General features: G+C 64.1%; 18 protein-coding genes. 14 read left to right on the forward strand and 4 right to left on the reverse strand.

Going from position 1 to position 25,243, the window contains the following annotated elements; genetic code table 11:
• Window positions 1-6: 6 nt before the first annotated feature.
• Window positions 7-606, forward strand: coding sequence for a hypothetical protein (locus C4K27_RS24760; RefSeq protein ID WP_053262478.1), 600 nt, complete (start codon window positions 7-9; stop codon window positions 604-606).
• Between the two features lie 122 nt (window positions 607-728).
• On the opposite strand, the gene C4K27_RS24765 is transcribed toward C4K27_RS24760, so the two are convergent.
• Window positions 729-2,150: an amino acid permease gene (locus C4K27_RS24765; protein WP_053262479.1), complete on the reverse strand. Its 1,422-nt coding sequence runs from the start codon at window positions 2,148-2,150 to the stop codon at window positions 729-731.
• 581 nt (window positions 2,151-2,731) lie between these two features.
• Between C4K27_RS24765 and C4K27_RS24770 the strand changes: the two genes are divergently transcribed.
• The 3 genes from C4K27_RS24770 to C4K27_RS24780 all read left to right on the forward strand — a co-directional run bounded on the left by C4K27_RS24770 (window position 2,732) and on the right by C4K27_RS24780 (window position 7,478).
• Entirely contained in the window at window positions 2,732-5,839 is a 3,108-nt protein-coding gene (locus C4K27_RS24770; RefSeq protein ID WP_053262480.1) for a transglycosylase domain-containing protein, read from the forward strand.
• A 281-nt stretch (window positions 5,840-6,120) separates the two neighbouring features.
• Window positions 6,121-6,696, forward strand: coding sequence for a PadR family transcriptional regulator (locus C4K27_RS24775; protein ID WP_009045406.1), 576 nt, complete (start codon window positions 6,121-6,123; stop codon window positions 6,694-6,696).
• The gene (locus C4K27_RS24780) at window positions 6,693-7,478 is read left to right on the forward strand and encodes a siderophore-interacting protein (RefSeq protein WP_053262481.1); all 786 of its coding nucleotides are present in this window, start codon (window positions 6,693-6,695) and stop codon (window positions 7,476-7,478) included. Before C4K27_RS24775 ends, C4K27_RS24780 begins: the two co-directional genes overlap by 4 nt.
• 123 nt (window positions 7,479-7,601) lie before the next feature.
• Here C4K27_RS24780 and C4K27_RS24785 read toward each other — a convergent pair whose 3' ends face one another.
• On the reverse strand, window positions 7,602-8,261 hold the full coding sequence (locus C4K27_RS24785) for a Pr6Pr family membrane protein (RefSeq protein ID WP_053262482.1): 660 nt from the start codon (window positions 8,259-8,261) through the stop codon (window positions 7,602-7,604).
• 9 nt (window positions 8,262-8,270) lie between these two features.
• A complete protein-coding gene (locus C4K27_RS24790; RefSeq protein ID WP_007923118.1) occupies window positions 8,271-8,501 on the reverse strand; it encodes a VF530 family protein in 231 nt (76 codons plus the stop codon).
• Window positions 8,502-8,851: 350 nt separating this feature from the next.
• Between C4K27_RS24790 and C4K27_RS24795 the strand changes: the two genes are divergently transcribed.
• The 5 genes from C4K27_RS24795 to C4K27_RS24815 all read left to right on the forward strand — a co-directional run bounded on the left by C4K27_RS24795 (window position 8,852) and on the right by C4K27_RS24815 (window position 16,670).
• On the forward strand, window positions 8,852-10,891 hold the full coding sequence (locus C4K27_RS24795; protein WP_053262483.1) for a TonB-dependent receptor: 2,040 nt from the start codon (window positions 8,852-8,854) through the stop codon (window positions 10,889-10,891).
• A 303-nt stretch (window positions 10,892-11,194) separates the two neighbouring features.
• Window positions 11,195-12,568 carry a carbohydrate porin gene (locus C4K27_RS24800; protein ID WP_053262484.1) on the forward strand — a complete coding sequence of 458 codons (1,374 nt, stop codon included), beginning with the start codon at window positions 11,195-11,197 and terminating at the stop codon, window positions 12,566-12,568.
• A 130-nt stretch (window positions 12,569-12,698) separates the two neighbouring features.
• Window positions 12,699-15,119: a glucose/quinate/shikimate family membrane-bound PQQ-dependent dehydrogenase gene (locus C4K27_RS24805; RefSeq protein ID WP_053262485.1), complete on the forward strand. Its 2,421-nt coding sequence runs from the start codon at window positions 12,699-12,701 to the stop codon at window positions 15,117-15,119.
• Window positions 15,120-15,840: 721 nt separating this feature from the next.
• Window positions 15,841-16,161 carry a hypothetical protein gene (locus tag C4K27_RS24810; protein ID WP_053262486.1) on the forward strand — a complete coding sequence of 107 codons (321 nt, stop codon included), beginning with the start codon at window positions 15,841-15,843 and terminating at the stop codon, window positions 16,159-16,161.
• Window positions 16,162-16,376: 215 nt separating this feature from the next.
• Entirely contained in the window at window positions 16,377-16,670 is a 294-nt protein-coding gene (locus C4K27_RS24815; protein WP_007930783.1) for a hypothetical protein, read from the forward strand.
• Window positions 16,671-16,760: 90 nt separating this feature from the next.
• On the opposite strand, the gene C4K27_RS24820 is transcribed toward C4K27_RS24815, so the two are convergent.
• Window positions 16,761-19,103, reverse strand: coding sequence for a putative bifunctional diguanylate cyclase/phosphodiesterase (locus C4K27_RS24820; protein WP_053262487.1), 2,343 nt, complete (start codon window positions 19,101-19,103; stop codon window positions 16,761-16,763).
• 404 nt (window positions 19,104-19,507) lie between these two features.
• Here C4K27_RS24820 and lon point away from each other — a divergent pair, with 404 nt between their 5' ends.
• From lon to cmoB, 5 genes are all read left to right on the forward strand, one after another.
• On the forward strand, window positions 19,508-21,928 hold the full coding sequence (lon, locus tag C4K27_RS24825; protein ID WP_053262488.1) for an endopeptidase La: 2,421 nt from the start codon (window positions 19,508-19,510) through the stop codon (window positions 21,926-21,928).
• A 187-nt stretch (window positions 21,929-22,115) separates the two neighbouring features.
• Window positions 22,116-22,508 (forward strand): protease inhibitor I42 family protein, encoded by a 393-nt coding sequence (locus C4K27_RS24830; protein ID WP_053262489.1) that lies wholly within the window; start codon window positions 22,116-22,118, stop codon window positions 22,506-22,508.
• Between the two features lies 1 nt (window position 22,509).
• Entirely contained in the window at window positions 22,510-23,145 is a 636-nt protein-coding gene (locus C4K27_RS24835) for a lysoplasmalogenase (protein WP_053262490.1), read from the forward strand.
• A gap of 293 nt (window positions 23,146-23,438) precedes the next feature.
• Complete coding sequence (gene cmoA, locus C4K27_RS24840) at window positions 23,439-24,182, forward strand: carboxy-S-adenosyl-L-methionine synthase CmoA (protein ID WP_007929593.1); 744 nt, start codon at window positions 23,439-23,441, stop codon at window positions 24,180-24,182.
• Entirely contained in the window at window positions 24,179-25,135 is a 957-nt protein-coding gene (gene cmoB, locus C4K27_RS24845; RefSeq protein ID WP_007929591.1) for a tRNA 5-methoxyuridine(34)/uridine 5-oxyacetic acid(34) synthase CmoB, read from the forward strand. Before cmoA ends, cmoB begins: the two co-directional genes overlap by 4 nt.
• Window positions 25,136-25,243: the final 108 nt, after the last annotated feature.

The following is a 25,243-nucleotide window of genomic DNA, read 5'->3' on the forward strand; positions in this document are numbered from 1 at the left end:
GGCAGCATGCAACTGACTTATCCCAAGGCACCCGCCAACGGCGCTCAGGTACTGCGCCCGGCTCTCCAGGCGGCCCTGCAGAGCAAAGGCTTCGGCGTCAACCGCCAGTTCGCCCAGGCCACCGCCAGTAAAGTGAGCCTGTCCGAGCCCTACCGCGGCTACTCGCTGAGCCTGGAAGACCTGGCCCAGGGCAAAGGCCTGCAGCAGGCCACGCTGGGGGACTGGCATTACCTGGTATTCAGCGACGGAGTCTCGATTGCCGACGCGCAACTGGCGGAAGTCGCCGGCCAGGTCGAGTTCTCGTCGCTGAACCACGGCGCCCTGGCGTCGGCCACGGTCAATGCGCTGAACCTGGCGGAAAAGGCGCCGCACCTCAAAGGCCGGACCTTTGAACTGCGCGTGTTGTTTGTCTCGGCGCTGCATGTCGCGGCGATCTGGCTGCACGCCAACGATGAAGACGTGCTGATCCCCATCGAACCAACGCCCAAGCACCTGGCGAGCACCAAGCTGTACAGCGAGGCCGCGTTGCTGGCCCTGCTGGCGCCCGCCGCGCAACAAGCGAAAGCGGCGTTCGATGCGGACACCACAGGGCTGTTGGGGAGCTGACCGTTCACCGGGCTGCGGTGAACGGGCGGTTGCAACACTAAAACCCGGAACCGCAGAAACAGCGCCCGCATAAAAAAGCCCCGGTCACTGACCGGGGCTTTTGGTTTTATCGCCTGATGGCGTTACGACGCCGAACGCACCGCGCCCTGTTGGGCATTGTTCGGTTGCAGCTTGAACAGGTAGAACAACGCCGTCAGCAGCACCAGGAACGCCGGCCCCACATACAGCGCCACACGGGTGTCCGGGAAGTAGGCCATCAGCCCCACCACCAGCACCAGGAACGCCAGGGCCAGGTAGGAACTGACCGGGTACAGCCACATGCGGTACTTCAGGCCGGCACGTTGCGAAGCGCTCAGGCCTTTGCGGAACTTGAGCTGGGCCAGGAGGATCATCACCCAGGTCCAGATCGCGCCGAAGGTGGCGATGGAGGTCACCCAGACGAACACTTTCTCCGGCACCAAGTAGTTGAGCAGCACGCCCAGCAGCAAGGCGAAGATCGACAGCAGCAGCGCGCGACGCGGCACGCCGTTGTTCGAGGTCTTGGCGAAACCGGCCGGGGCCTGGCCGTTCTGCGCCAGGCTGTAGAGCATGCGCCCGGTGCTGAAAATGCCACCGTTGCAGGACGACAGCGCGGCGGTGATCACCACGAAGTTGATGATGCCAGCGGCGGTCTTGATGCCCAGGCGCTCGAAGGTCATCACGAACGGGCTGCCCTGGGTGCCGATTTCGTTCCACGGGTAGATCGACAGGATCACGAACAGCGCGCCCACATAGAACAGCAGGATGCGCCAGAACACCGAGCCGATGGCGTTGGGAATGGTCTTCTGCGGGTTGCGCGCTTCACCGGCGGTGAGGCCGATCATCTCCACGCCCAGGTAGGCGAACATCACCATCTGCAGGGACATCAGCACGCCGGTCACGCCGTTGGGCATGAAACCGCCGTGGGTCCACAGGTTGGAGATGCCCAGCGCCACGCCGTCATTGCCGAAACCGAAGGCAATGATGCCGACGCCACCGATGACCATGGCGATGATGGTGACGATCTTGATCAGGGCGAACCAGAACTCGAACTCACCGAAGGCCTTGACCGCGATCAGGTTGATCGAGCCCATGCTCACCAAGGCCGCCAGGGCCCAGATCCAGCGCGGCACATCGGGGAACCAGATGCCCATGTACACCGCCACCGCGGTGATTTCCGCGACGCAGGTCACCAGCCACAGGAACCAGTAGTTCCAGCCGGTGAGAAAGCCCGCCAGCGGGCCGAGGTAGTCTTGCGCGTAACGGCTGAAGGAACCCGCGACCGGGTTATGCACGGCCATCTCGCCGAGGGCGCGCATGATCACCAGAATCGCCAGGCCGCCGAGAATGTAGGACAGCATGATGGCCGGGCCGGCCATTTCGATGGCCTTGGCCGAACCGAGGAACAGACCGACGCCGATACAGGCGCCAAGCGCCATCAAGCGAATATGCCGTTCGCCGAGTTCGCGTTTCAGCGGGCCGCCTTGAGCGGTCTCGCCTTGGGGCAGGTGGTTGCCAACTGGCATAGGGATACAACCTCATCTTGTTATTGGATATGAGCCACCGAGTCTGTGAGGCACGGATGGATAACCCGTGCCAACCAGATCGGATCGACCTTGTGGGCCGACACGTCTTGTAGGACAAATCCTGCAAGATCAGTGGGGTGTGCAGTATAAAAAGCTGACGACAGGCTTTTTCACTCTATAAACAGCTAAATTTAGAGAGAAATCTCGGTATTTTCGGGTTTTACCGAGTGGCATTACCTGGAATTTTCGCCGTTTGTCATTTTTGAACGGCGCCGAGTATTGCACAGCCATGGGGCAGCGTCATGCCCCTACCTAGGACCTATTTACTGGTCGCGATGGCTCTATCTCAAGCTTCTTTCGCCTCGCCCCATGCCCCGTAGGAGCGAGCTTGCTCGCGATAAACCCGAGGGCGCCGCGATGCTTTGGATACACCTAGCCATCGTTGACGACCATCGCGAGCAAGCTCGCTCCTACAGGGGGAGATGAATGCTTTCAGGTCGCGCACAAATTTTTCACCATTGCCTACCACCGTCTAAGCTTCAGACAAGTCCGATCAATCTGCGTGAATGGATCAGTCGACTATGGGTGCTTTGCGACAGACCGATTCGAGTAAAAAAGTAGTGCCAACTGATCGCGTGGAAGAAGCGCCTATCCCTGAGAAATCCCATTCAAGCCGGCTTTGGTGGCGGCTGTTCTGGCTATTGCTGCTGATGGCGCTGATCGCCCTGGGCTTTGCCGCGTCCAAGGAAATGCGCACCTCGAAACTGCAGGCGCGCGAGCTCAGCAAGTTCGCCGCGGACCTGAGCTATTCCGTAGCCCCCGGCCCCAGCGATGCCATCGTCTACCCCGGCGCCGGGCCCTTCGACAAGCGCCTGGGCTACAGCGCCCTCGATGATTTCCTGGCGCGCCTGCTCAAGCGCGGTTACGTGGTGGAGGCCCAGACCCGCTTCTCCCCCGCCTTGATGAACTACAGCGAAAACGGCTTCTTCGTCCCCTATACCGAGAAGATTCAGGCCGGGCTGTCGATCACCGATTGCCGCGCGGCGCCGCTCTATCAATTCAAGTACCCGCAACAGCTCTATTCGAACTTTGCCGCCATCCCGCCGGTGATGGTGCGCAGCCTGCTGTTCATCGAGAACCGCGAGTTGCTCGACCCCGACCAGCCCCTGGCCAACCCGGCGGTGGACTGGCCACGCTTCGCCAAAGCCGCCTGGTCGCAAGTGGCCAAGCTCCTGCACTTGCCAGGGCAGACGGCGGGCGGCAGTACCCTGGCGACCCAGCTGGAAAAGTACCGGCACTCGCCGGACGGCCTGACCGTGTCCGGCGCGGAAAAGATCCGGCAGATGATTTCCGCCAGCGTGCGTGCCTACCAGGGCGGCCAGCAGACCCTCGAGGCCCGGCGGCGCATCATTCGCGACTACCTCAACAGCGTGCCGCTGTCGGCCGTGCCCGGCCACGGTGAAGTGCATGGCATGGCCGAAGGACTGCGGGTCTGGTACGGCGCCGACTTCGCCCAGGTCAACGAGCAGCTGGCGAGCACCGCCAACGATCCGCAGAGCCTGGCGCAACGCGGCCTGGCCCTGCGCCAGGTGCTGTCGTTGATGATCGCCCAGCGCCGGCCTTCGCATTACCTGTCCAAGGGCCGCCGGGAACTGGCCGAACTCACCGACAGCCATATCCGCCTGCTGACCCAGAATGGCGTGATCGATACGCCGCTGTCCGAAGCCGCCCTGGCCAGCAAGGCCACCTTCCGCGACTGGGTGCAGCAACCGACGATCCAGCCGATCGAAACCAACAAGGGCATCAGCGTCGCCCGCAGTCGCCTGGCCGGCTTGCTCAACCGGCCGCTGTACGACCTCGATCGCCTCGACCTGTCCGCCACCAGCACCCTGCAAAGCGACCTGCAACGCCAGGCCACCGAATATCTCAAGCACCTGGCCGACCCGGTGTTCGCCGCCGAGATCGGCCTGCTCGGCGAACGCCTGCTGACGCCGACCAGCACCACCCAGGTGCGCTACAGCTTCACCCTGCTCGAGCTGACGCCGGACGGTTCGCGGGTGCGGGTCCAGACCGACAGCACCGACCAGCCCTTCGACATCAACGAAGGCAGCAAGCTGGAGTTGGGCTCCACCGCCAAGCTGCGGGTCCTGACCACCTACCTGCAGATCATTGCCGAACTGTACGAGCAGTACGGCGCCGAAACCCCGGCGGTGCTGAAGAAAGTCGAGATCGCCGAACAGGACCGCCTGAGCCGCTGGGCCGTGGACTACCTGATCCAGAACAGCGACCGCAGCCTGCCGAAAATGCTCGAGGCGGCCCTGGACCGCAAATACTCGGCCAGCCCCGGCGAGAGTTTTTTCACCGGCGGCGGGCTGCACACCTTTCATAACTTCCGCAAGGAAGACAACGGCCGCATACCGACCCTGCGCGACGCCCTGCGCGAGTCGATCAACCTGCCCTTCATCCGCCTGATGCGCGACCTGGTGCGCTACAGCACCTACGCCGGCCCGAGCAACAGCGCCAACCTGCTCAAGGACGACGGCGACCCGCGGCGCCAGGAATACCTGGCCAAGTTCGCCGACCGCGAGGGCACTTCTTTCCTCCTGCGGTTCTGGAAGAAATACCGCAACAAGGACACCCAGGCGCGCCTGGACACCTTCCTCGACAGCATGCACCCGACGCCGATCCGCCTGGCGGCCGTGCACCGCTACCTGCTGCCGGAAGCCAGCCAGGAGAGTTTCAACAGTTTCGTGCGCTCGCACCTCAAGGGCGCCAAGCTCACCGAGAAACTCACCGACGAACGCCTGGACAAGCTCTATTACAGCTACGGCCCCGGCTCCTACGACCTGCCCGACCAGGGCTACATCGCCAAAGTGCACCCGCTGGACCTGTGGCTGCTCGGCTACCTGTTGAACCACCCCGACGCCAAGTTCAGCGAGATCGTCAAAGCCAGCGAATTCGAGCGCCAGGAGGTCTACAGCTGGCTGTTCAAGAGCCGGCACAAGAGCGCGCGGGACAGCCGCATCCGCACCATGCTGGAGATCGAGGCGTTCCTCGACATTCACCAGCGCTGGCAGAAAGTCGGTTATCCGTTCGACCACCTGGTGCCCTCGCTGGCGACCGCCATCGGCAGTTCCGGCGATCGCCCCGCGGCGCTGGCCGAACTGGTCGGCACCATTCTCAACGACGGCGTGCGCATGCCGACCCTGCGCATCGACAGCCTGCACTTCGCCGCCGATACGCCGTATGAAACCAAGCTGGTCAACGACCCGGCCGAGGGCAAGCGGGTGATGCCTTCTGAAGTGGCCACGGCGCTGCGCGGCGCCCTGTCGCAAGTAGTGGATGCCGGTACCGCCAAGCGCCTCTCCGGCAGCTTCAAGCTGGCCGACGGCACCCCGCTGGCCATGGGCGGCAAGACCGGCACCGGCGACAACCGTATCGAGGCCATCGGCTCCGGCGGACGGATCCTCAGTTCGAAATCCATCAACCGCACCGCCACCTTCGTGTTCTATATCGGCGAACACCACTTCGGCACCCTGACCGCCTATGTGCCGGGCGTCTCGGCGCAAGCCTTCAAGTTCACCTCGGCCTTGCCGGTCCAGGTGCTCAAGGGCATGGCGCCGATCCTCACGCCGTACCTGCAACCGGGCAGCAATACCCAATGCCTGGGCAGCCTGGCCCAACGCTGAAACCTCCCCCCGCAACGTAGCCGCCTGTAGCCGCTGCCGAGGCTGCGATCGGCTGCGTAGCGGCCGCAAACCGGGCAACCCCGCTGCTCCAGGTATCACTGCGGAGGCCGTTTTGCGAGGACTGCGTCCTCGATCGTAGCCTCGCGGGCTCGGCAGCGGCTACGGACTGTCTCGATTCTCCCCCTCTACGACAAACGGCTGGTGCGGCCAGCACGGAAGTACTTGCGCGGCCTTTAAGATATATCTTAAGTTATGTCTTAATCGCACAGGAGAAAGAGAAAATGAGAGAACACCACCACCCCCACCGTGAGTACGGCGACGGCCACGACGGTTTCGAAAAACGCCCCGGGCGCGAACGCGGCGGCCGTGGCCCACGGGTCTTCGCCCCCGGCGACCTGAAGTTGCTGTTGCTGGCGCTGATCGCCGAGCAGCCGTGCCACGGTTATGACCTGATCCGCCAGATCGAAGGCATGTTCGATGGCGCCTACAGCCCCAGCCCGGGCGTGATCTACCCAACCCTGACCTTCCTCGAAGAGAGCGAATTGATCAGCGGCGACGCCGAAGGCGGGAAAAAACGCTACAGCGTGACCGAGGCCGGCCGTCTGTCCTTACAGGACCAGGCGATTGCCCTGGATGGCGTGCGCATGCGCATCGACGTCAGCAAGCGCTCGCTGCGCGGCCACGATCGCCCGGCGGAAATCCACGAGGCGGTGCACAACCTGCGCCACGCCCTGCAAATGCACCACGGCCGCTGGAACCCGCAAGAAATCCTGCGCGTCCGCGACCTGCTGAACAATACCGCCCGCGCCATCGTCGACGGCCCGGCCCCCTCTTCCACTCAGGAGTCAGCTGAATGACCGCAGACACTTCGCCATCGATTCATCGGGTCAGCCACGAGATCAAACGCCGTCGCCTGGAAGTGCTGCGGGTGGTCGACCTGACCCCGCGCATGCGCCGCATCACCCTGGGCGGGCCGGAACTCGCCGGTTTCATCAGCCTGGGCAGCGACGACCATATAAAGCTGCTGTTCCCACAGAACGCCGAACAGCAGGCGGCCCTGGAGACCCTGGTGCTGGGCCCGGGCAAGGACAACGGCGCGATGCCGGCCATGCGCGACTACACGCCACGGCGCTACGACCTGGACATCGGTGAACTGGATATCGATTTCGTGCTGCACGGCGACGGCCCTGCCTCGACCTGGGCCGAGCAGGCCAAGCCCGGTCAGTTCCTGCATATCGGCGGGCCGCGCGGCTCGATGATCGTGCCGGACATGTTCGACAGCTACCTGCTGATCGGCGATGAAACCGCGCTGCCGGCGATTGCCCGGCGCCTGGAGGAATTGCCGGCTGGGCGCCAGGTGCTGGCGGTGATCGAGATCCAGGACCCCGCCGAGCGCCAGGTGCTGCAGAGCGCGGCGCAGGTCGAGGTGATCTGGGTCGAGCGCGACGGCGGCCAGCAGGACCTGATCGGCACCGTGCGCGGGCTGCAGGTGCCGAGCGGCAAGCTGTACGCCTGGGTGGCCACGGAAAGCAAAGTCTCGCGGCAGATTCGCCGGGTGCTGCTGGACGAGCACCGGCTCGACGACGAGTTCGTCAAGGCCGCCGGTTATTGGCGCCTGGACAGTAGCGAAGAAGATTAAGCGGCGGCTTTGTCGCCTTTCGCGGGCAAGCCTCGCTCCTACAGAATTCAAGCGGAACACCGTCATTCATTTTCTGTAGGAGCGAGGCTTGCCCGCGATGACGCCCTTCCAGTCACCGCATACTCAAGCCCGGCGCCGCCCCAGCCAACGATCCAGCCCGACCATCCCCAGCGCCACCAGCACGAACCCCGCCAGAATCCCCAGCGCATTCACGAACGCCTGCGCATAGCCCAGCTTGCCCACATCGACAAAAGGATAGGGATACAGCCCCAGCACATGCCCGCGCAGCAGCACATAAGCGAAGTACAGCAGCGGGTAGAGCATCCACCCGGCGACATGCCGCAGCCCCAGGCGCCCCTTGGGCACGCAGCACCACCAGTAGACGAGAAACAGCAGCGGCATCACGTCGTGCAGCAACTCGTCCGCCACCAACTGCCAGCCCTGGGGATGCCACAGGTGACGCAGCAGCAGGCTGTACGCCAGCCCCACCACCACAATGCTGACCGCGATACCGCTGCTGACCCAGGGTTGCAGAAAGAACCGCTGCCCGCGCGAGCTGCGCAGGTTCAAGGCACAGGTCAGCACCACCGCCACCAGGGTGTTGGTGAGCACGGTGAAGAAACTGAAAAAGTTGATCAGCCCACCCAGCAGGCTGGCGTCCACCGTCCAGCGCAAATGGAGGATCAGGTACAGCTGGATCGTCAGCGCCAACCAGCCGAGCAACGCGGCCAGCGCGGTGAACAGCCGTTTACCGCCTGAAGGAAAAACCGGCTCGACAGCCATCGAAGGTCCTTAGAGCGGGCGTTTGGTGCGCTGCAATTTCACGTACAGCTGCTCGACTTTCTCCCGCGCCCAGGGCGTCTTGCGCAAGAAGGTCAGGCTCGACTTGATGCTCGGGTCGCTCTTGAAGCAACGGATATCGATGCGCTCGGCCAACCCCTGCCATTCGTAGTGTTCCACCAGCGCCTTGAGGATCTGTTCCAGGGTAACGCCGTGCAGCGGGTCGTTGTTCGTTGCAGTCATGCCGGGCCTTTGAGCAAGAGAAAAAGGAAGTCGCGCACCTTAGCCGAGGGTTCGATCCGGTGGAAGGGCGAACACTCATCAACTGTAGCCGCTGCCGCAGGCTGCGATAGCGCCGAAGGCGCTCATGCACCTGAGATCGCCACGAGCGTTCTGCTCGATCGCAGCCTGCAGCAGCGGCTACATCGGAACGAATGCCCCCCTTCTCCTGAAAAGTTCCTTTCTTTTTGTTCAGAAAGAGATGTTATATTGTATCAATACAAAACAAACCCCTGATCCAGACACCTCGCCGTGTCACGCCTGTTCTCTTTTGACTCAAAGCGCACAGCCTCGCGCTTGCCAAGGAATGACCGATGTCCCTCTCTGCCCCCCGCCCTTCTCGCTCTTTACTCTGGCGCCTGACACCGCTGTCCGCCGCCTTGCTGTTCGCCTCCCAGGCCCACGCCCTGGAGTTGCAACCGCAGGTCATCACCGCCAACCCCCTGGGCAGCCAGCAAACGGCAGCGCCGAGCACGGTACTGGAAGGCGACGACCTGACCCTGCAACAACAAGGCAGCCTCGGCGAAACCCTGAATAAACAGCCGGGCGTGTCTTCGTCCTACTTCGGCCCGGGCGCCAGCCGGCCGATCATTCGCGGCCTGGACGGCGATCGCATTCGCCTGCTGCGCAACGGTGTCGGCGCCCTGGATGCGTCGTCGCTGTCCTACGACCACGCCGTGCCGTTGGACCCGGTCAACGTCGAGCGCATCGAGATCGTCCGCGGCCCGGCCGCCCTGCTGTATGGCGGCAGCGCCATCGGCGGCGTGGTCAACACCTTCGACAACCGCATCCCCACCGCAGCCATCGAAGGCATCCACGGTGCCGGTGAATTGCGTTATGGCGGTGCCGACACCACCCGCAGCAGCGCGGGCAAGCTGGAAGCCGGCAACGGCACCTTCGCCTTGCACCTGGACGCCAACTCGCGGCAGTTCAACGACCTGAAAATCCCCGGCTACGCCCGCAGCCGCCATGCCCCAGCGAGTGAAGACGGCAACGGCAAAAAAGGCCGCCTGGGCAACAGCGACGGCCGTCAGGACGGCGGCGCCATCGGCGGTTCCTACACCTGGGACGACGGTTACGCCGGGCTGTCCTATAGCAACTACGACTCCAACTACGGCTCGCCCGCCGAAGACGACGTGCGCATCCGCATGAAGCAGGATCACTACGCCTTCGCCTCGGAACTGCGCAACCTCGACGGCCCCTTCAGCTCGCTGAAGTTCGACGCCGGCTACACCGATTACGAGCACCGCGAAATCGAAGGCGGCGAGACCGGCACCATTTTCAAGAACAAGGGTTACGAAGCCCGGGTCGAAGCGCGCCACCAGCTCCTCGGCCCGCTCAATGGGGTGATCGGCACCCAGGTCAGCCGCAGCGAATTTTCCGCGCTCGGCGAAGAAGCCTTCGTGCCCCAGACCGATACCGACAGCGCCGCGCTGTTCATCCTCGAAGAATTGCAGGCCACCGAGCGCCTGAAACTCAGCCTCGGCGGGCGCCTGGAACACACCCGCGTCGACCCGGACAGCAAAGGCAACGAGCGCTTCAGCCAGGCCGACAGCTCCAACAGCTTCACCGCCGGCAGCCTGTCGTCCGGCGCGGTCTACACCCTGACGCCGATCTGGTCCGTGGCCGCCACCCTGGGCTACACCGAACGCGCGCCGACCTTCTACGAGCTGTATGCCAACGGCGCCCACGTGGCCACAGGCACCTATGAAGTCGGCGACGCCAACCTGTCGAAAGAAAAAGCCGTGTCCAGCGACCTGGCCCTGCGTTTCGACAACGGCACCCACAAAGGCAGCGTCGGGGTGTTCTACAGCCACTTCTCCAACTACATCGGGCTGCTCGGCAGCGGTCGCACCCTCAACGATGAAGGCGAGGAGGACGCCGGTGGCATGCCGGAATACACCTACTCCGGGGTCCGCGCGCGGTTTGCCGGGATCGAGGCCCAGGACCACTGGAAGCTCGGCGAAAGCGCCTACGGCAAGTTCGCCCTGGAACTGTCCGGCGACTACACCCGCGCCAAGAACCTGGACAACGGCGAAGCCCTGCCACGCATCGCGCCGCTGCGCCTGAACAGCGGCCTGCTGTGGGAACTGGATCGCTGGCAGGCGCGCATCGATGTCGAACACGCCGCCAGCCAGCGTCGCGTGCCGGACAACGAAAGCGGCACCGACGGCTACACCACCCTGGGCGCCAGCGCCGGTTACCACTTCGACATCGGCAGCAGCCAGTGGCTGGCCTTCGTCAAGGGCGAGAACCTGACCAACCAGACCGTGCGCTACGCCAGCTCGATCCTGCGCGACATCGCCCCGGCCCAGGGGCGCAGCATCGAGGTCGGCTTGCGTACCACCTTCTGAGGCTCTGACCCGCGACGGCCTGCAACGGGCCGTCGCGCCACGGCTTTCCTGGCGTTCACCGCGCCAGCAGGCCCTGTGCTCCAGGAGGCGAGGCAGTACTGTTACCGAATCCGAAATGATTCATGTCAACAAAAGCCCTTTCTCTCGCCTGGCCCCTGATTTATTCTTCGCGCCGCTCAAGCTGAATCCATTAATCCTGCCCTTTGAATCAGCTGTATTAACGTGCTCGCACTGCCGCGAACCGAGCCACGTCGAGCCTTTGCTTGCCTGCCCATTTCCCTGAATAAGACCAAGATTTCACCTATGCCAGACGTTCAAACCTTTAAAGACAGCGCTGTCTCTCGCCCTGCCGCCCTGCACCAAACCATGACCCTGCTCAGCGCCCTCGGCCTGGCTACCTGCGCCCAGGCCGCGCCGGCCTTCGACAGCGAGTCCCCGTGGATGCTCGGCGACTGGAATGGCAACCGCACCGAGCTGGCGAAAAAAGGCTACGACTTCAAGATCGACTTCGTCGGCGAAATGGGCGCCAACCTGCATGGCGGTTACGACCATGACCGCACCGCGCGCTTCAGCGACCAGTTCGCCTTCGGCAGCCACCTGGACCTGGGCAAGATCCTCGGCTGGAACGATGCCGAGTTCCAACTGACCATCACCAAGCGCGACGGCGACAACATCAGCAACGACCGCATCAACGACCCGCGGGTCGGTGGCTTCACCTCGGCCCAGGAAGTCTGGGGCCGCGGCCAGACCTGGCGCCTGACGCAGATGTGGTACCAGCAGAAATTCTTCGACCAGAAACTCGACATCAAGGTCGGCCGGTTCGGCCAGGGCGAAGACTTCAACAGCTTCCCCTGCGACTTCCAGAACCTAGCGTTCTGCGGCTCCCAGGTCGGCAACTGGGCCGGCAGCGTCTGGTACAACTGGCCGGTCAGCCAGTGGGCGCTGCGGGTCAAATATCACCTGACCCCTGAGCTCTACGCGCAGATCGGCGCCTATGAGCAGAACCCGTCCAACCTCGAGCGCGACAACGGCTTCAAGCTCAGCGGCAGCGGCACCCAGGGCACCCTGCTGCCAGTGGAACTGGTGTGGACGCCGAAGCCGGGCGGCCTGCCGGGTGAATACCGCGCCGGTTACTACTACAGCAGCGCCAAGGCCAACGACGTGTACAAGGACAGCAACGGCCAGCCGGCGGCCTTGAGCGGCGAGGCCTATCGCAGCAGTTCGAGCAAGCACGGCCTGTGGCTGGGCGCGCAACAGCAAATCACCAGCCTGGCCAGCGACCACTCGCGCGGCTTGAGCCTGTTCGCCAACGCGACGATGCACGACAAGAAGACCAACGCCATCGACAACTACGTCCAGGCCGGCCTGGTCTACAAAGGCCTGTTCGATGCACGCGCCAAGGACGACATCGGCTTCGCCATGGCCCGGGTCCACGTCAACCCGGCCTACCGCAAGAACGCCGAAGCGACCAACCAGGCCAACCTCATCCAGGACTACGACAACCCGGCCTACCTGCCGCCCCAGGACACCGAATACAGCGCCGAGCTGTACTACGGCGTGCATGTCACTAATTGGCTGACCGTGCGCCCGAACCTGCAATACATCCGCCACCCGGGTGGCGTGGACAAGGTCGACGACGCACTGATCGGCGGGATCAAGATCCAGAGCTCGTTCTGAGGCGCACCGGCAACGCGCCCAATCTGAATAAAACTGTTTTTCCCAAACACTGCTGAACCATGCCCGCGCCTGATCGTCATCTACAGTGAACAAGCGCGGGACTACCTTAAACGTCACGGAGAACCACACTATGAGCACTGATGGTGCTTCAAGTCCGAGCCGCCTGCTGCCGAGCCTGCTCGGCATCTTGCTGCTGCTAATGGGCCTGGCCATGCTGGCCGGGGGGATCAAGCTGAGCATGCTCGGCGGCTCGCTGTACTACCTGTTGGCCGGTATTGGCCTGATCGTCAGCGGCATCCTGCTGCTGGCCGGTCGTAGTGCCGCGCTGCTCGTCTACGGGGTGGTGCTGTTCGCCAGCTCCGTCTGGGCGCTGTGGGAAGTCGGCCTGGACTGGTGGCAACTGGTGCCACGCCTGTCGCTGTTCTTTGCCCTGGGCGTGGTTCTGCTGCTGCCATGGTTCCGTCGTCCGCTGCTGCGCAACGGCCCGGCGCCTGTGAGCACCGCGGTACTGGGCGTGGCCGTGGTCCTGGCCGGCGGTGCCGCGATCAACAGCCAGTTCACCCACCCGGGCGAGATCTCGGGCGAACTGGGTCGTGCAAGCGCCGACACCACCAGCGCCGCGCCGACCATGCCCGAAGGCGACTGGCAGGCGTATGGCCGCACCGAGTTCGGTGACCGCTACTCGCCGCTGACCCAGATCACTCCGGCCAACATTGGCAAGCTGCAGGAAGCCTGGCGTATCCGCACCGGCGACATGCCGACCGCCAAGGACCCGGTGGAAATCACCAACCAGAACACCCCGCTGAAGGTCAACGGCATGCTCTATGCCTGCACCGCCCACAGCCAGGTGCTGGCGCTGGACCCGGACACCGGCAAGGAAATCTGGCGTTTCGACCCGAAAATCCAGGGCCCGAACGGCGATGACTTCCGTGGCTGGGCACACATGACCTGCCGCGGCGTGTCGTACTACGACGAAGCCAGCTTCAACAAAAGCGACGCAATCAGCACCCCGGCCAGCCTCTCGGCCGCCGGCCAGGCGATCGCCGCCAGCTGTCCGCGTCGCCTGTTCCTGCCGACCGCCGACGCGCGCCTGATCGCGATCAACGCCGACACCGGCAAGGTCTGCGAAGACTTCGGCAACAAAGGCGCCGTGGACCTGAAGGCCGGTATCGGCCCGTTCACCCCGGGCGGCTACTACTCGACGTCGCCAGCCGCCATCACCCGTAACCTGGTGATCATCGGCGGCCACGTGACCGACAACGAGTCGACCAACGAACCGTCCGGCGTGATCCGTGCCTTCGACGTGCACGACGGTCACCTGGTGTGGAACTGGGACGCCGGCAACCCCGACGTCACCACGCCGCTGCCGGAAGGCCAGACCTACACCCGCAACTCGCCGAACATGTGGTCCCTGGCCAGCGTCGACGAGAAGCTAGGCCTGGTCTACCTGCCGCTGGGCAACCAGATGCCTGACCAATGGGGCGGCAACCGCACCACGGGCGCCGAGAAGTTCAGCGCCGGCACCGTGGCCCTGGACATCGACACCGGCAAGCTGCGCTGGAACTACCAGTTCACCCACCATGACCTGTGGGACATGGACGTGGGCAGCCAGCCGACCCTGGTGGACATGAAGACCGCGGACGGCATCAAGCCGGCGCTGATTCAGCCGACCAAGCAAGGCAGCCTGTATGTGCTGGACCGTCGCGACGGCACCCCGATCGTGCCGATCCAGGAAGTACCGGCGCCGGGCGGTGCGGTCGAAGGTGACCACACCGCGCCGACCCAGGCCCGTTCGGGCCTGAACCTGCTGCCGCCGCCGCTGGAAGAAAAAGGCATGTGGGGTGCCACGCCGTTCGACCAGATGCTGTGCCGCATCCAGTTCAAGGAACTGCGCTACGAAGGCCAGTACACCCCGCCGTCGATCCAGGGCAGCCTGGTCTACCCGGGTAACGTCGGTGTGTTCAACTGGGGTAGTGTGTCGATCGACCCGGTCCGTCACCTGCTGTTCACCAGCCCGAACTACATGGCCTTCGTTTCCAAGCTGGTGCCACGCGCCGAAGTCGCCGCCGGCAGCAAGCGCGAAAGCGAAACCTCCGGTGTGCAACCCAACACCGGCGCGCCTTACGCGGTGATCATGCATCCGTTCATGTCGCCGTTCGGCGTACCTTGCCAGGCCCCGGCCTGGGGCTACGTGGCCGGTATCGACCTGACCACCAACAAAGTGGTGTGGAAGCACAAGAACGGCACCAGCCGAGACAGCTCGCCAGTACCGATCGGCCTGCCCATCGGCGTGCCGAGCATGGGCGGCTCGATGGTCACCGCCGGTGGCGTGGGCTTCCTCAGCGGCACCCTGGACCAGTACATCCGCGGTTATGACGTGAACAACGGCAAGGAACTGTGGAAGTCGCGCCTGCCAGCGGGCGGCCAGGCCACGCCGATGAGCTACACCGGCAAGGATGGCAAGCAGTACGTGCTGGTGGTCGTGGGTGGCCACGGCTCGCTGGGCACCAAGATGGGCGACTACATCATCGCCTACAAACTGTCGGAATAAGCCTTACCGGCGGTGAATGAAAAGGCGGCTACCTGCGGGTAGCCGCCTTTTTTTGTGGGTGGGGTTTGGGGGGAGTGTCTTTGGCCTTTCATTTTGTATTGCCCGGCCTGACGTCATCGCGAGCAAGCTCGCTCCTACAAGGACGATGCAATACCTGTAGGAGCGAGCTTGCTCGCGATAGGGCCCGCCCAACCACCACCAGCCTCCCGGGCGATAACGATTCATGTAGCCGCTGCCGAGCCCGCGAGGCTGCGACCGGCCGCAAAGCGGACGCCAAACCAGACAACGTGGTGTATCAGGCTGATGGGGGACACCGCCCTTGCGTCTGCTACGCAGACGATCGCAGCCTCGCGGGCTCGGCAGCGGCTACAGGGCCAATGTCGATCCGAGATCGGTGTGGCAGTGGTTATAGCGAAAATTCCTACAACACGCGTCGACTCCCATCACCTTGTCCCGCCAGGCCTCGGACTCTATGGTTTGGCCTGTCACTGCCAATTCAGTGACAGGGCGTAGGAACCCTTTTGATGACCCTTGGCGCGTACGCGTCCCGACTGATTGCGGCCCCTTTGAGGTGTCCGTAAGATCAGCCGCGGCGGCTGTGCGCGGGCACGTTTCGACGTGGCCGAGTCCCTGGGTATTCGGTTCCTACCCCGCGCACGGCTGCCACCCAAGCCCGTAGGAAGGCTGTTGGCGGCTCAGATCCCTACCCGGAGCCAGTTCAATGAAAAAAGTCGTTCCCGATCCACCCGTGCTCATCGACGACACCTCACCCCGCCGCTACATGGCCCTGACCAGCAACGACTGCACCATCCCCGCCTTGCTGATCGACACCGAGGCGCCATTGGATGTGCTGCACGAAGCCGCCGCCCACCGCATCCGCGCCGCGGCCCAGTTGCTGGAAAACCTCGCCAGCGACGCCAACCTGCACGGCAACCCGGCGCTGCTCCAGGATTTCGCCCAGCTCTGCGTCATCCCCCTGCGCGACGGTTGCGACCTGCTGGACGTACTCGGCCGGCGCCTGCAGGAACAACTGCTGAGCTGAACCTCGATCCGGGGCCGGCGACTTTCTGCCGGCCCTGACCCCATACCCCGCCCGCCGCAATTGCAAAGGGACATTAGCCCATCTGTGCTAATCGACCCTCTTCCACCCCGGCGATATAGTGCCAACCACTCACTCGCTCTTCTCAACACTGCCGCTCTGCGGTGTCGGGGTCGGCTGCGCCGTAGAAAACACAACAATGCCAAGGAAGAATCACCATGAACCTCCACCCCACTGCTCGTCCCCTCGCCCTGCTCGGCATCCTGGCTCTCGCCCTGGGCGGTTGCGCCATTGCCAAACCCAGCAACGACGACCTCAAGAACCGCGCCCAGACCACCCTCGGCAAGCCCGTGACCACGGTCTCCAATGTGCGTAGCGACGCGTCCCAGACCTACTTCACCGCCAGCACCAGCAACGGCGAATACAATTGCATCCTGCCCAGTGGCGGCATGGTCGCCTTCGCCTCCATGGGCGGCGTCGTAGCACTCCCCGCCGAGTGCACCAAGCAGTAAGCCACGCCCCATCACCGAGGGTTCATGGCGCCAGGCTTCACACCGTGAAGCAGGGCGGCTGCAGCGCCCGGTGCGGCCACACAGGGCTGCTCAGCTGGAAATCCGCGACTTCAACAGCCAGGCCTCGAAGGCTGTGGCAGTCAGCGGCCGGCTGATCAGGTAGCCCTGGGCCGTGTCGCAATGCCAGCGCTCCAGCAGGCGCAGGCTGCGCTCTTGCTCCACCCCTTCGGCCACCACCTTGAGCCCCAGGTTGTGGCTCATCTCGATGGTGGAACGCACGATCACCGCGTCGCCGCTGGTTTCGTCGAGGTTGCGGATAAACGACTGGTCGATCTTCAGCTCCTGCACCGGCAGCCGCTGCAATTGCGCCAGCGACGAGTAGCCGGTGCCGAAGTCGTCCACCGACAGGCTGATGCCGCAGTCGCGCAGGCTCTGCAGCACCTCCAGCGCCTGCTCCGGGTGACGCATGATGGCGCTTTCGGTGATCTCGAAAATCAACTGCTCGGCGGACAACCGATAACGCTGCAGCAACACGCTCACCCGCGCCGCCAGGTCGTGGCCATGCAGGTCGTCCGCCGAGATGTTCAGCGACAACTGCAGATGCAGCCCGCGCATGTTCCATTCGGCCAGTTGCCGCATGCCCTCCTCGATCACCCACAGGGTCAGGCTGTTCATGCTGCCGGTGCGCTCGGCCAGGGGGATGAACTCCGCCGGCGAGACCATGCCGAACTCCGGGTGCTGCCAGCGCAGCAGGGCTTCGGCCTGGTGCACATGGCCGTGACGCAGGTCCAGCTTGGGCTGGTACAGCAAGAACAGCTCGCCTTCCGCCGCGGCCCGGCGCAGGTCGCGGATCAGTCCGATCTGGCGCTGATGGGCCAGGTCGCGGTCCTGCTGGTAGATCTGCAGGTAACCGGGCTGGGCGGCCGCGTCGTGGCGGGCGATGGCGGCGCGGCTGATCAGCTCTTCCGCCGATTGCCCGTCGGTGGGGTAGACCGCCACGCCGATGCACACCTGGCGCTGCACTTCATCGCCACGCAGGGGCTGCGGCCGGCTCAATAACGCATGGAGCCGGTCGGCCATGGCCACCGCGCCATCGATCTCGGTATTTTCCAGCAGCAACAGAAACTCGTTGGCGGTGATGCGCGCGGCGGTGTCACCGGTGGACACCGTCTCCGACAGCCGCCGGCTGACTTCGCGCATCATCTGCTCCACCCCTTCCGGGCCCAGGCCTTCGTTGATCGCCCGATAGTCCTCGATGCCCAGGTACAGCAGCACCACCTTGCGCCCGGCGCTGATGGCGTTGCTCAGGCGCTCCATGGCCAGCGCCCGGTTGGGCAGGCCGGTCAGGGGGTCGTGCAGGGCGTTGTGGGCCAGTTGCAGCTCGCGGCTGGCAATCCCGCTCTGCATAGCGTTGATCGCCTCGGCCAGCAAGCCGAACTCGTCGGTGCGCTTGAGCACCACCGGCACCTGGTAGTTGCCGGCGCCGATGCGTTGGGCGGCATCGGCCAGCACATTCAACGGCCGCGACACCCGCCGCGCCATGAACAGGGCGCCGGCCAGCGACACCACCAGCGCCACCAGGGCAATCACCAGGAACTCGCGGTCCAGCGGCGCGAAGGCCTGCAAGGCGTGATCCAGCGGGCTTTGCAGCAACGCCAGAACCTTGGGGTCGTCGGGATCGTCGGTATTGGCCAGTTGCAGGGCCTGATTGAGGAAGCGCTTGCCGTGGGCATCGCTCAACTGTGGTCGCGCGCGCCAGGACGCATTGCGCAGGGTGGTGATGATGGTCGCCCAGAAAATATCCGGCTGAGTGCTGAACAGCTCCCCCGCGCGCCCGTCCTGCAGGGTGAGGAATGACACCTCCAGGTTGCTCATGGAGCGCAACTCGCTGGCGAACAGGTCGTCCATGCGAAACGCCATGACCACCCGATTCATGTGCATCGGCGTCAGTACCTGCCCCTGGACCAGCAGATAAGGCTGGCCCTTGAGCGCGACGATCAACATGCTTTTGTTCTGCCGCAGGGCCGTGCGCAATGCTCGGTCGTAGGGGAAATGCTCACGCTCGGCGATCGCCCCCAGGGTGCTGGCGATCACCGTGCCTTCGGCGCCGAGCACGAACAGCTCGCTGCCGCGGGTGCCAGTGCCATGCTGACGCAGCGCCTCGAGAATCGCCCGCGAGTCGCCGCTGATCACCGCTTCACGGAACTGCGCGTCCACCACCAGCCAGTCCACGCCATAACGCAAGCGCCGACCGCGCAGTTCGAGCAGGCGTTCGAAGACCCGGGCGCCGGTTTGCAGCTGCACTTGCGCCTGGTTTTCCACCGCATGATTGGTCGCGGCCTTGACGGCGAAATACACCACCCCGATCACGATCAACAGCAACAACGCCAATACCCCAGTGATCCTTACCTGGAACGTATGGCGCCACTTCATGAGACGGCTCTCGTCGCCGCGACCTCACTGTTGTCGACCCTGCACCCCCACGGCGACACCCGCCGCTCCCCGCTGAAAAGTCCTTTGATCATTACGCGTCCCTCTGGGCAGCTAAAGATGCGTCAAATAAATGCCATTTTCCTGACAACATTCAATCGATCCAGATTAGACTGCCAAGAGAAGAAGATCACGCAATAAAATCAGGGGGTTCATAAAGTCATTTTTTTGTCACCGCCAATTTACCAACGTTCTTGCGCAGAAATGACAGCCTCACAATCAGCGCTTTGGAAGCTGCACTGCGTTGCGGTGACAAGGACTGAAATAATTGATCCGGCCCGGGCACCATTGAAACCGCTCGTCACCTGCCCCATCTAACCAGGCATACCCCATTGCGCAGGTGCCCCATGAGCGACCAGCAAGAACTTCCTGAAACCATGAGTGAATACGCCGACCCGGAAAACGCCGAACTCCATACGTCCTCCGGCAAGGGCCTGGCCCTGCCCGGGCAGAATCTGCCGGACAAGGTCTACATCATCCCGATCCACAATCGGCCGTTCTTCCCCGCGCAAGTCTTGCCGGTGATCGTCAACGAAGAACCCTGGGCCGAAACCCTGGAGCTGGTGAGCAAATCCGAACACCATTCCCTGGCGCTGTTCTTCATGGACACCCCGCCGGAAGACCCACGCCATTTCGACACCTCGGCCCTGCCGCTGTACGGCACCCTGGTCAAGGTGCACCACGCCAGCCGCGAGAACGGTAAGTTGCAGTTCGTGGCCCAGGGCCTGACCCGCGTGCGCATCCGCACCTGGCTCAAGCACCATCGCCCGCCCTACCTGGTGGAGGTCGAATACCCGCACCAGCCGAGCGAGCCGACCGACGAGGTCAAGGCCTACGGCATGGCACTGATCAACGCGATCAAGGAACTGCTGCCGCTCAACCCGCTGTACAGCGAAGAGCTGAAGAACTACCTCAACCGCTTCAGCCCCAACGACCCGTCGCCTTTGACCGACTTCGCCGCCGCGCTGACCTCGGCCACCGGCAACGAACTGCAGGAAGTGCTCGACTGCGTGCCGATGCTCAAGCGCATGGAAAAAGTCCTGCCGATGCTGCGCAAGGAAGTCGAGGTCGCGCGCCTGCAGAAAGAGATTTCCGCCGAGGTCAATCGCAAGATCGGCGAACACCAACGCGAGTTCTTCCTCAAGGAACAGCTCAAGGTCATCCAGCAGGAGCTGGGCCTGACCAAGGACGATCGCAGCGCCGACATCGAGCAGTTCGAGCAGCGCCTGGCTGGCAAGGTCCTGCCTCCTCAAGCGCAAAAGCGCATCGTGGAGGAAATGAACAAACTGTCGATCCTCGAGACCGGCTCGCCGGAGTACGCAGTCACCCGCAACTACCTGGAATGGGCCACCGCGGTGCCCTGGGGCGTGTACGGCGAGGACAAGCTCGACCTCAAGCATGCGCGCAAGGTGCTGGACCAGCATCACGCCGGGCTCGACGACATCAAGAGCCGGATCCTCGAATTCCTCGCGGTCGGCGCCTACAAGGGCGAGATCAGCGGCTCCATCGTGCTACTGGTGGGCCCGCCCGGCGTGGGCAAGACCAGTGTCGGCAAGTCCATCGCCGAATCCCTGGGCCGGCCGTTCTACCGCTTCAGCGTCGGCGGCATGCGTGACGAGGCCGAGATCAAGGGCCACCGCCGCACCTACATCGGCGCCCTGCCGGGCAAGCTGGTGCAGGCGTTGAAAGACGTCGAGGTGATGAACCCGGTGATCATGCTCGACGAGATCGACAAGATGGGCCAGAGCTATCAGGGCGACCCGGCCTCGGCGTTGCTGGAAACCCTCGACCCGGAACAGAACGTGGAATTCCTCGACCACTACCTGGACCTGCGCCTGGACCTGTCGAAAGTGCTGTTCGTGTGCACCGCCAACACCCTGGATTCGATTCCCGGCCCGTTGCTGGACCGGATGGAAGTGATTCGCCTGTCGGGCTACATCACCGAGGAAAAGCTGGCCATCGCCAAGCGCCACCTGTGGCCCAAGCAGCTGGAAAAGGCGGGTGTGTCCAAGGCCAACCTGAGTATCAGCGACGCGGCCCTGCGCGCGGTGATCGATGGTTACGCCCGCGAGGCCGGCGTGCGCCAGCTGGAGAAACAGCTGGGCAAACTGGTGCGCAAGGCCGTGGTGCGGCTGCTGGAAGAACCGGACGCGGTGATCAAGCTCGGCCCGAAAGACCTGGAGGCGTCCCTGGGCATGCCGGTGTTCCGCAACGAGCAGGTGCTCAGCGGCACCGGGGTGATCACCGGCCTGGCCTGGACCAGCATGGGCGGCGCCACGCTGCCGATCGAAGCCACGCGGATTCATACCCTCAACCGCGGCTTCAAGCTCACCGGGCAGTTGGGCGACGTGATGAAGGAGTCGGCGGAAATCGCCTACAGCTACGTCACCTCGCACCTCAAGCAATTTGGTGGCGATGCCAAGTTCTTCGACGAGGCATTCGTCCACCTGCACGTGCCGGAAGGCGCCACACCGAAGGATGGCCCGAGCGCCGGGGTGACCATGGCCAGCGCCCTGCTGTCCCTGGCACGCAACCAGCCGCCGAAAAAGGGCGTGGCCATGACCGGCGAGTTGACCCTGACCGGGCATGTCCTGCCCATCGGCGGGGTGCGCGAGAAGGTCATCGCGGCGCGCCGGCAGAAGCTCTACGAGCTGATCCTGCCGGAAGCCAACCGCGGCCACTTCGAAGAGCTGCCGGAGTACCTCAAGGAAGGCATCACCGTGCACTTTGCCAAGCGTTTCGCCGATGTGGCGAAAGTGCTGTTCTAAACGCTGTCCGTAGGAGCAGGGGGACGCCCAGTCCTTGCTCGCGATGAACGATGACGCGGTGCGTCAGGTACTACGCGCTGCCTTCATCGCGAGCAAGCTTCGCTCCTACAGCGTCTGCCTTCCCCGGCACATATTCCTCAATCTTCGGTTATGCTCGCCCTTTGTCATGACCGGAGCTTTCTGACCCATGTCACCGATTCGTCTGTTGCTGCCCCTCAGCCTCACCCTGCTCGCCGCCTGCGCCAGCCAACCCAAGCACAACGTCACGGTCGAGAACCAGAGCGAATGCCCAGTGCAACTGAGCAACGGGCAAAACCTGATCCTGACCCTGCCGAGCAACCCGACCACGGGTTATCGCTGGGCGATCCAGGATTCGGCCGGCGGCGTGCTGCGCAAAATCAGCCCCGAGGTCTACAGCAACCCCGAAGACAGTGGCCTGGTGGGCAGCGCCGGCCAGTCCACCTGGCGCTTCCAGGCCTTCGCCGCCGGCACCGGGCGCCTGCTGCTGACCTATCAACAGCCCTGGGCCCCGGAAGTAGCGCCGGTGAAAGCCTTCGACTGCGCCATTTCGGTCAAATGACATGGGCTGGCTGATCCTGGCGCTGATGGGCGCGGTGACCTTCCTCTACGGCCTGAGCATTCACGCCACCCTGCTGTGCCTGCTGGTCAAGCCGCTGCCGGTGCTGGCCCTGCTCGGCTGGCTGCACGATGCGCCCCCCAGCGACTATCGCCGCTGGATCAGCCTCGGCCTGTTGTTCTCCCTGCTCGGCGACGTGCTGCTGGCCTGGCCCGCCGACCTGTTCGTGTTTGGCCTCGGCGCCTTCCTGGTCGCGCACCTGGCCTATCTCAAGGCCTATACCAGCGATTGCCGGCGCCTGGCGCCCTTGCCCCTGCTGCTGGCCCTGGTCGTCGGCGCGGCGTTGCTGGGCATCCTGATCAGCCATGGCCTCGGCCCGTTGCTGGTGCCGGTGATTGTCTACGGCCTGGCCATCAGCGCCATGCTCTGGCGCGCCCTGGCTCGCCTGGGCAGCGAGGTGCCCAAGCGCTCGGCGCAACTGGCCGCCGCCGGCGCCGTGGCCTTCGTGTTCTCCGACAGCGTGATCGGCATCAGCCGTTTTGTGGTGGCCTTCGATGCCGCGCCCTACCTGATCATCCTCAGTTACTGGCTGGGGCAATGGGGGATTGCGGCGTCGGCCTTCCGCCAGAAGCCCCGCTGAGCCTGTAGCCCTGTAGCCGCTGCCGAGCCCGCGAGGCTGCGATCGGCTGCGCAGCGGCCGTAAAACCAGTCGCCACGGCTCTTCAGATAAACCCCATGCACAGGCTTGGCGAGGACTGCGTCCTCGTGCGCAGCCTCGCAAGCTCGGCAGCGGCTACAGGGCCAGAGGCGGCGAATCCAGCCGGCGGCGCCTTGTGTCGCCCTTGCGGCCCTGAAGGCCCTTCGGGCCTTATCGCAGCCTGCGGCAGCGGCTACAATGCCGCCCCTCTTTCTATCTCCACCGCTGGAACCGCCGTGAGCAAAGAACCCGACCGCCTTTTCGCCCAGCCCCTGGCCCAGGTGCCCGACTTCGCCTTCAACGAGGACGTGGTGCGGGTGTTCCCGGACATGATCAAGCGCTCGGTGCCGGGTTACCCGACCATTGTCGAGAACCTCGGCGTGCTCGCCGCCCAGTTCGCCCAGCCCAATAGCGTGCTCTACGACCTGGGCTCGTCCCTCGGCGCCGTGACCCAGGCCCTGCGCCGCCATGTTCGCACCGACGGCTGCCGGGTGATCGCCATAGACAATTCAGCGGCCATGGTCGAGCGCTGCCGCGAATACCTCAACGGCCAGGACTCGATGTTCCAGGAGCTGTTGCCGGTCGAAGTGATCGAAGGCGACATCCTCGCCCTGGAGTTCCAGCCGGCCTCGGTGGTGGCGCTGAACTTCACCCTGCAATTCATCGCCCCCGAACAGCGCCTGGCCCTGCTCGGGCGCATTCGCCAGGCGCTGCTGCCCGGCGGCGCGCTGATCCTCTCGGAGAAGCTGCGCTTCAACGACCCCGAGGAGCATGCGCTGCTCACCGACCTGCACATCGCCTTCAAGCGCGCCAACGGCTACAGCGAACTGGAAATCGCCCAGAAGCGCAGCGCCATCGAAAACGTCATGAAGCCCGACAGCCTCGAAGAACACCGCGAACGCCTGCTGGCCGCCGGGTTCTCGAAAGTCGTGCCGTGGTTCCAGTGTCTTAACTTTGCCTCGTTGATTGCCTTGCCATGATTGATCTGTCCCCCCTCGCCCGCCGTCTGGCCGGTACGCCGCTGGCCGACTGGGCCAACACCCTGCAAGCGCAACTCGACACCAAGATGGAAAAGGGCCACGGCGACCTGGAGCGCTGGCAGAGCGCGCTGGACGCGCTGCCGAAGATCCAGCCGAGCACGGTCGACCTGCTCAACGGCCTGACCCTGGATACCGATTGCGACGACGCCACCCGCGCCCAGATGCGCAGCGCGCTGATGGGCCTGTCGCCCTGGCGCAAGGGCCCGTTCGACCTGTTCGGCGTGCATGTGGACACCGAATGGCGCTCGGACTGGAAATGGTCGCGGGTCGCGAAGCACCTGGACCTGCAAGGCAAACGCATCCTCGATGTCGGCTGCGGCAACGGCTACTACATGTGGCGCATGCTCGGCGCCGGTGCCCACAGCGTGATCGGCGTCGATCCGAACTGGCTGTTCTTCTGCCAGTTCCAGGCGGTGCAGCGTTACCTGTCGGAGCCCGCGGTGTGGCACCTGCCGTTCCCGTTCGAGGACCTGCCACCCAACCTGGAAGGCTTCGACACGGTGTTTTCCATGGGCGTGTTCTACCACCGCCGCTCGCCGATCGAGCATTTGCTGGCGCTCAAGGACTGCCTGGTCAAGGGCGGCGAACTGGTGCTGGAAACCCTGGTGGTGGAAGGCGACCGGCATCAGGTGCTGGTGCCGGAAGACCGCTACGCGCAGATGCGTAACGTATGGTTCCTGCCGTCGGTGCCGGCCCTGGAACTGTGGCTGCGTCGTGCCGGCTTCAGCGATGTGCGTTGCGTGGATGTGAGCGTGACCAGCATCGAGGAACAGCGCGGCACCGAGTGGATGAAGTACCAGTCGCTGAGCGATTTCCTCGACCCCAACGACCACAGCAAGACCATCGAAGGCCTGCCGGCGCCGATGCGCGCCGTTATCGTCGCCAGGAAGTAAATGCCCCACACCGTGTAGGAGCGAGGCTTGCCCGCGATAGCGATTTCGAGCGTCACGCCAGGTTCGAGGTATGCATGGCCCGGGCTGACGTCATCGCGAGCAAGCTTC

The sequence above is a fragment of the Pseudomonas chlororaphis subsp. chlororaphis genome (assembly GCF_003945765.1).
GTDB classification, from domain to species: Bacteria; Pseudomonadota; Gammaproteobacteria; order Pseudomonadales; family Pseudomonadaceae; genus Aquipseudomonas; species Aquipseudomonas chlororaphis.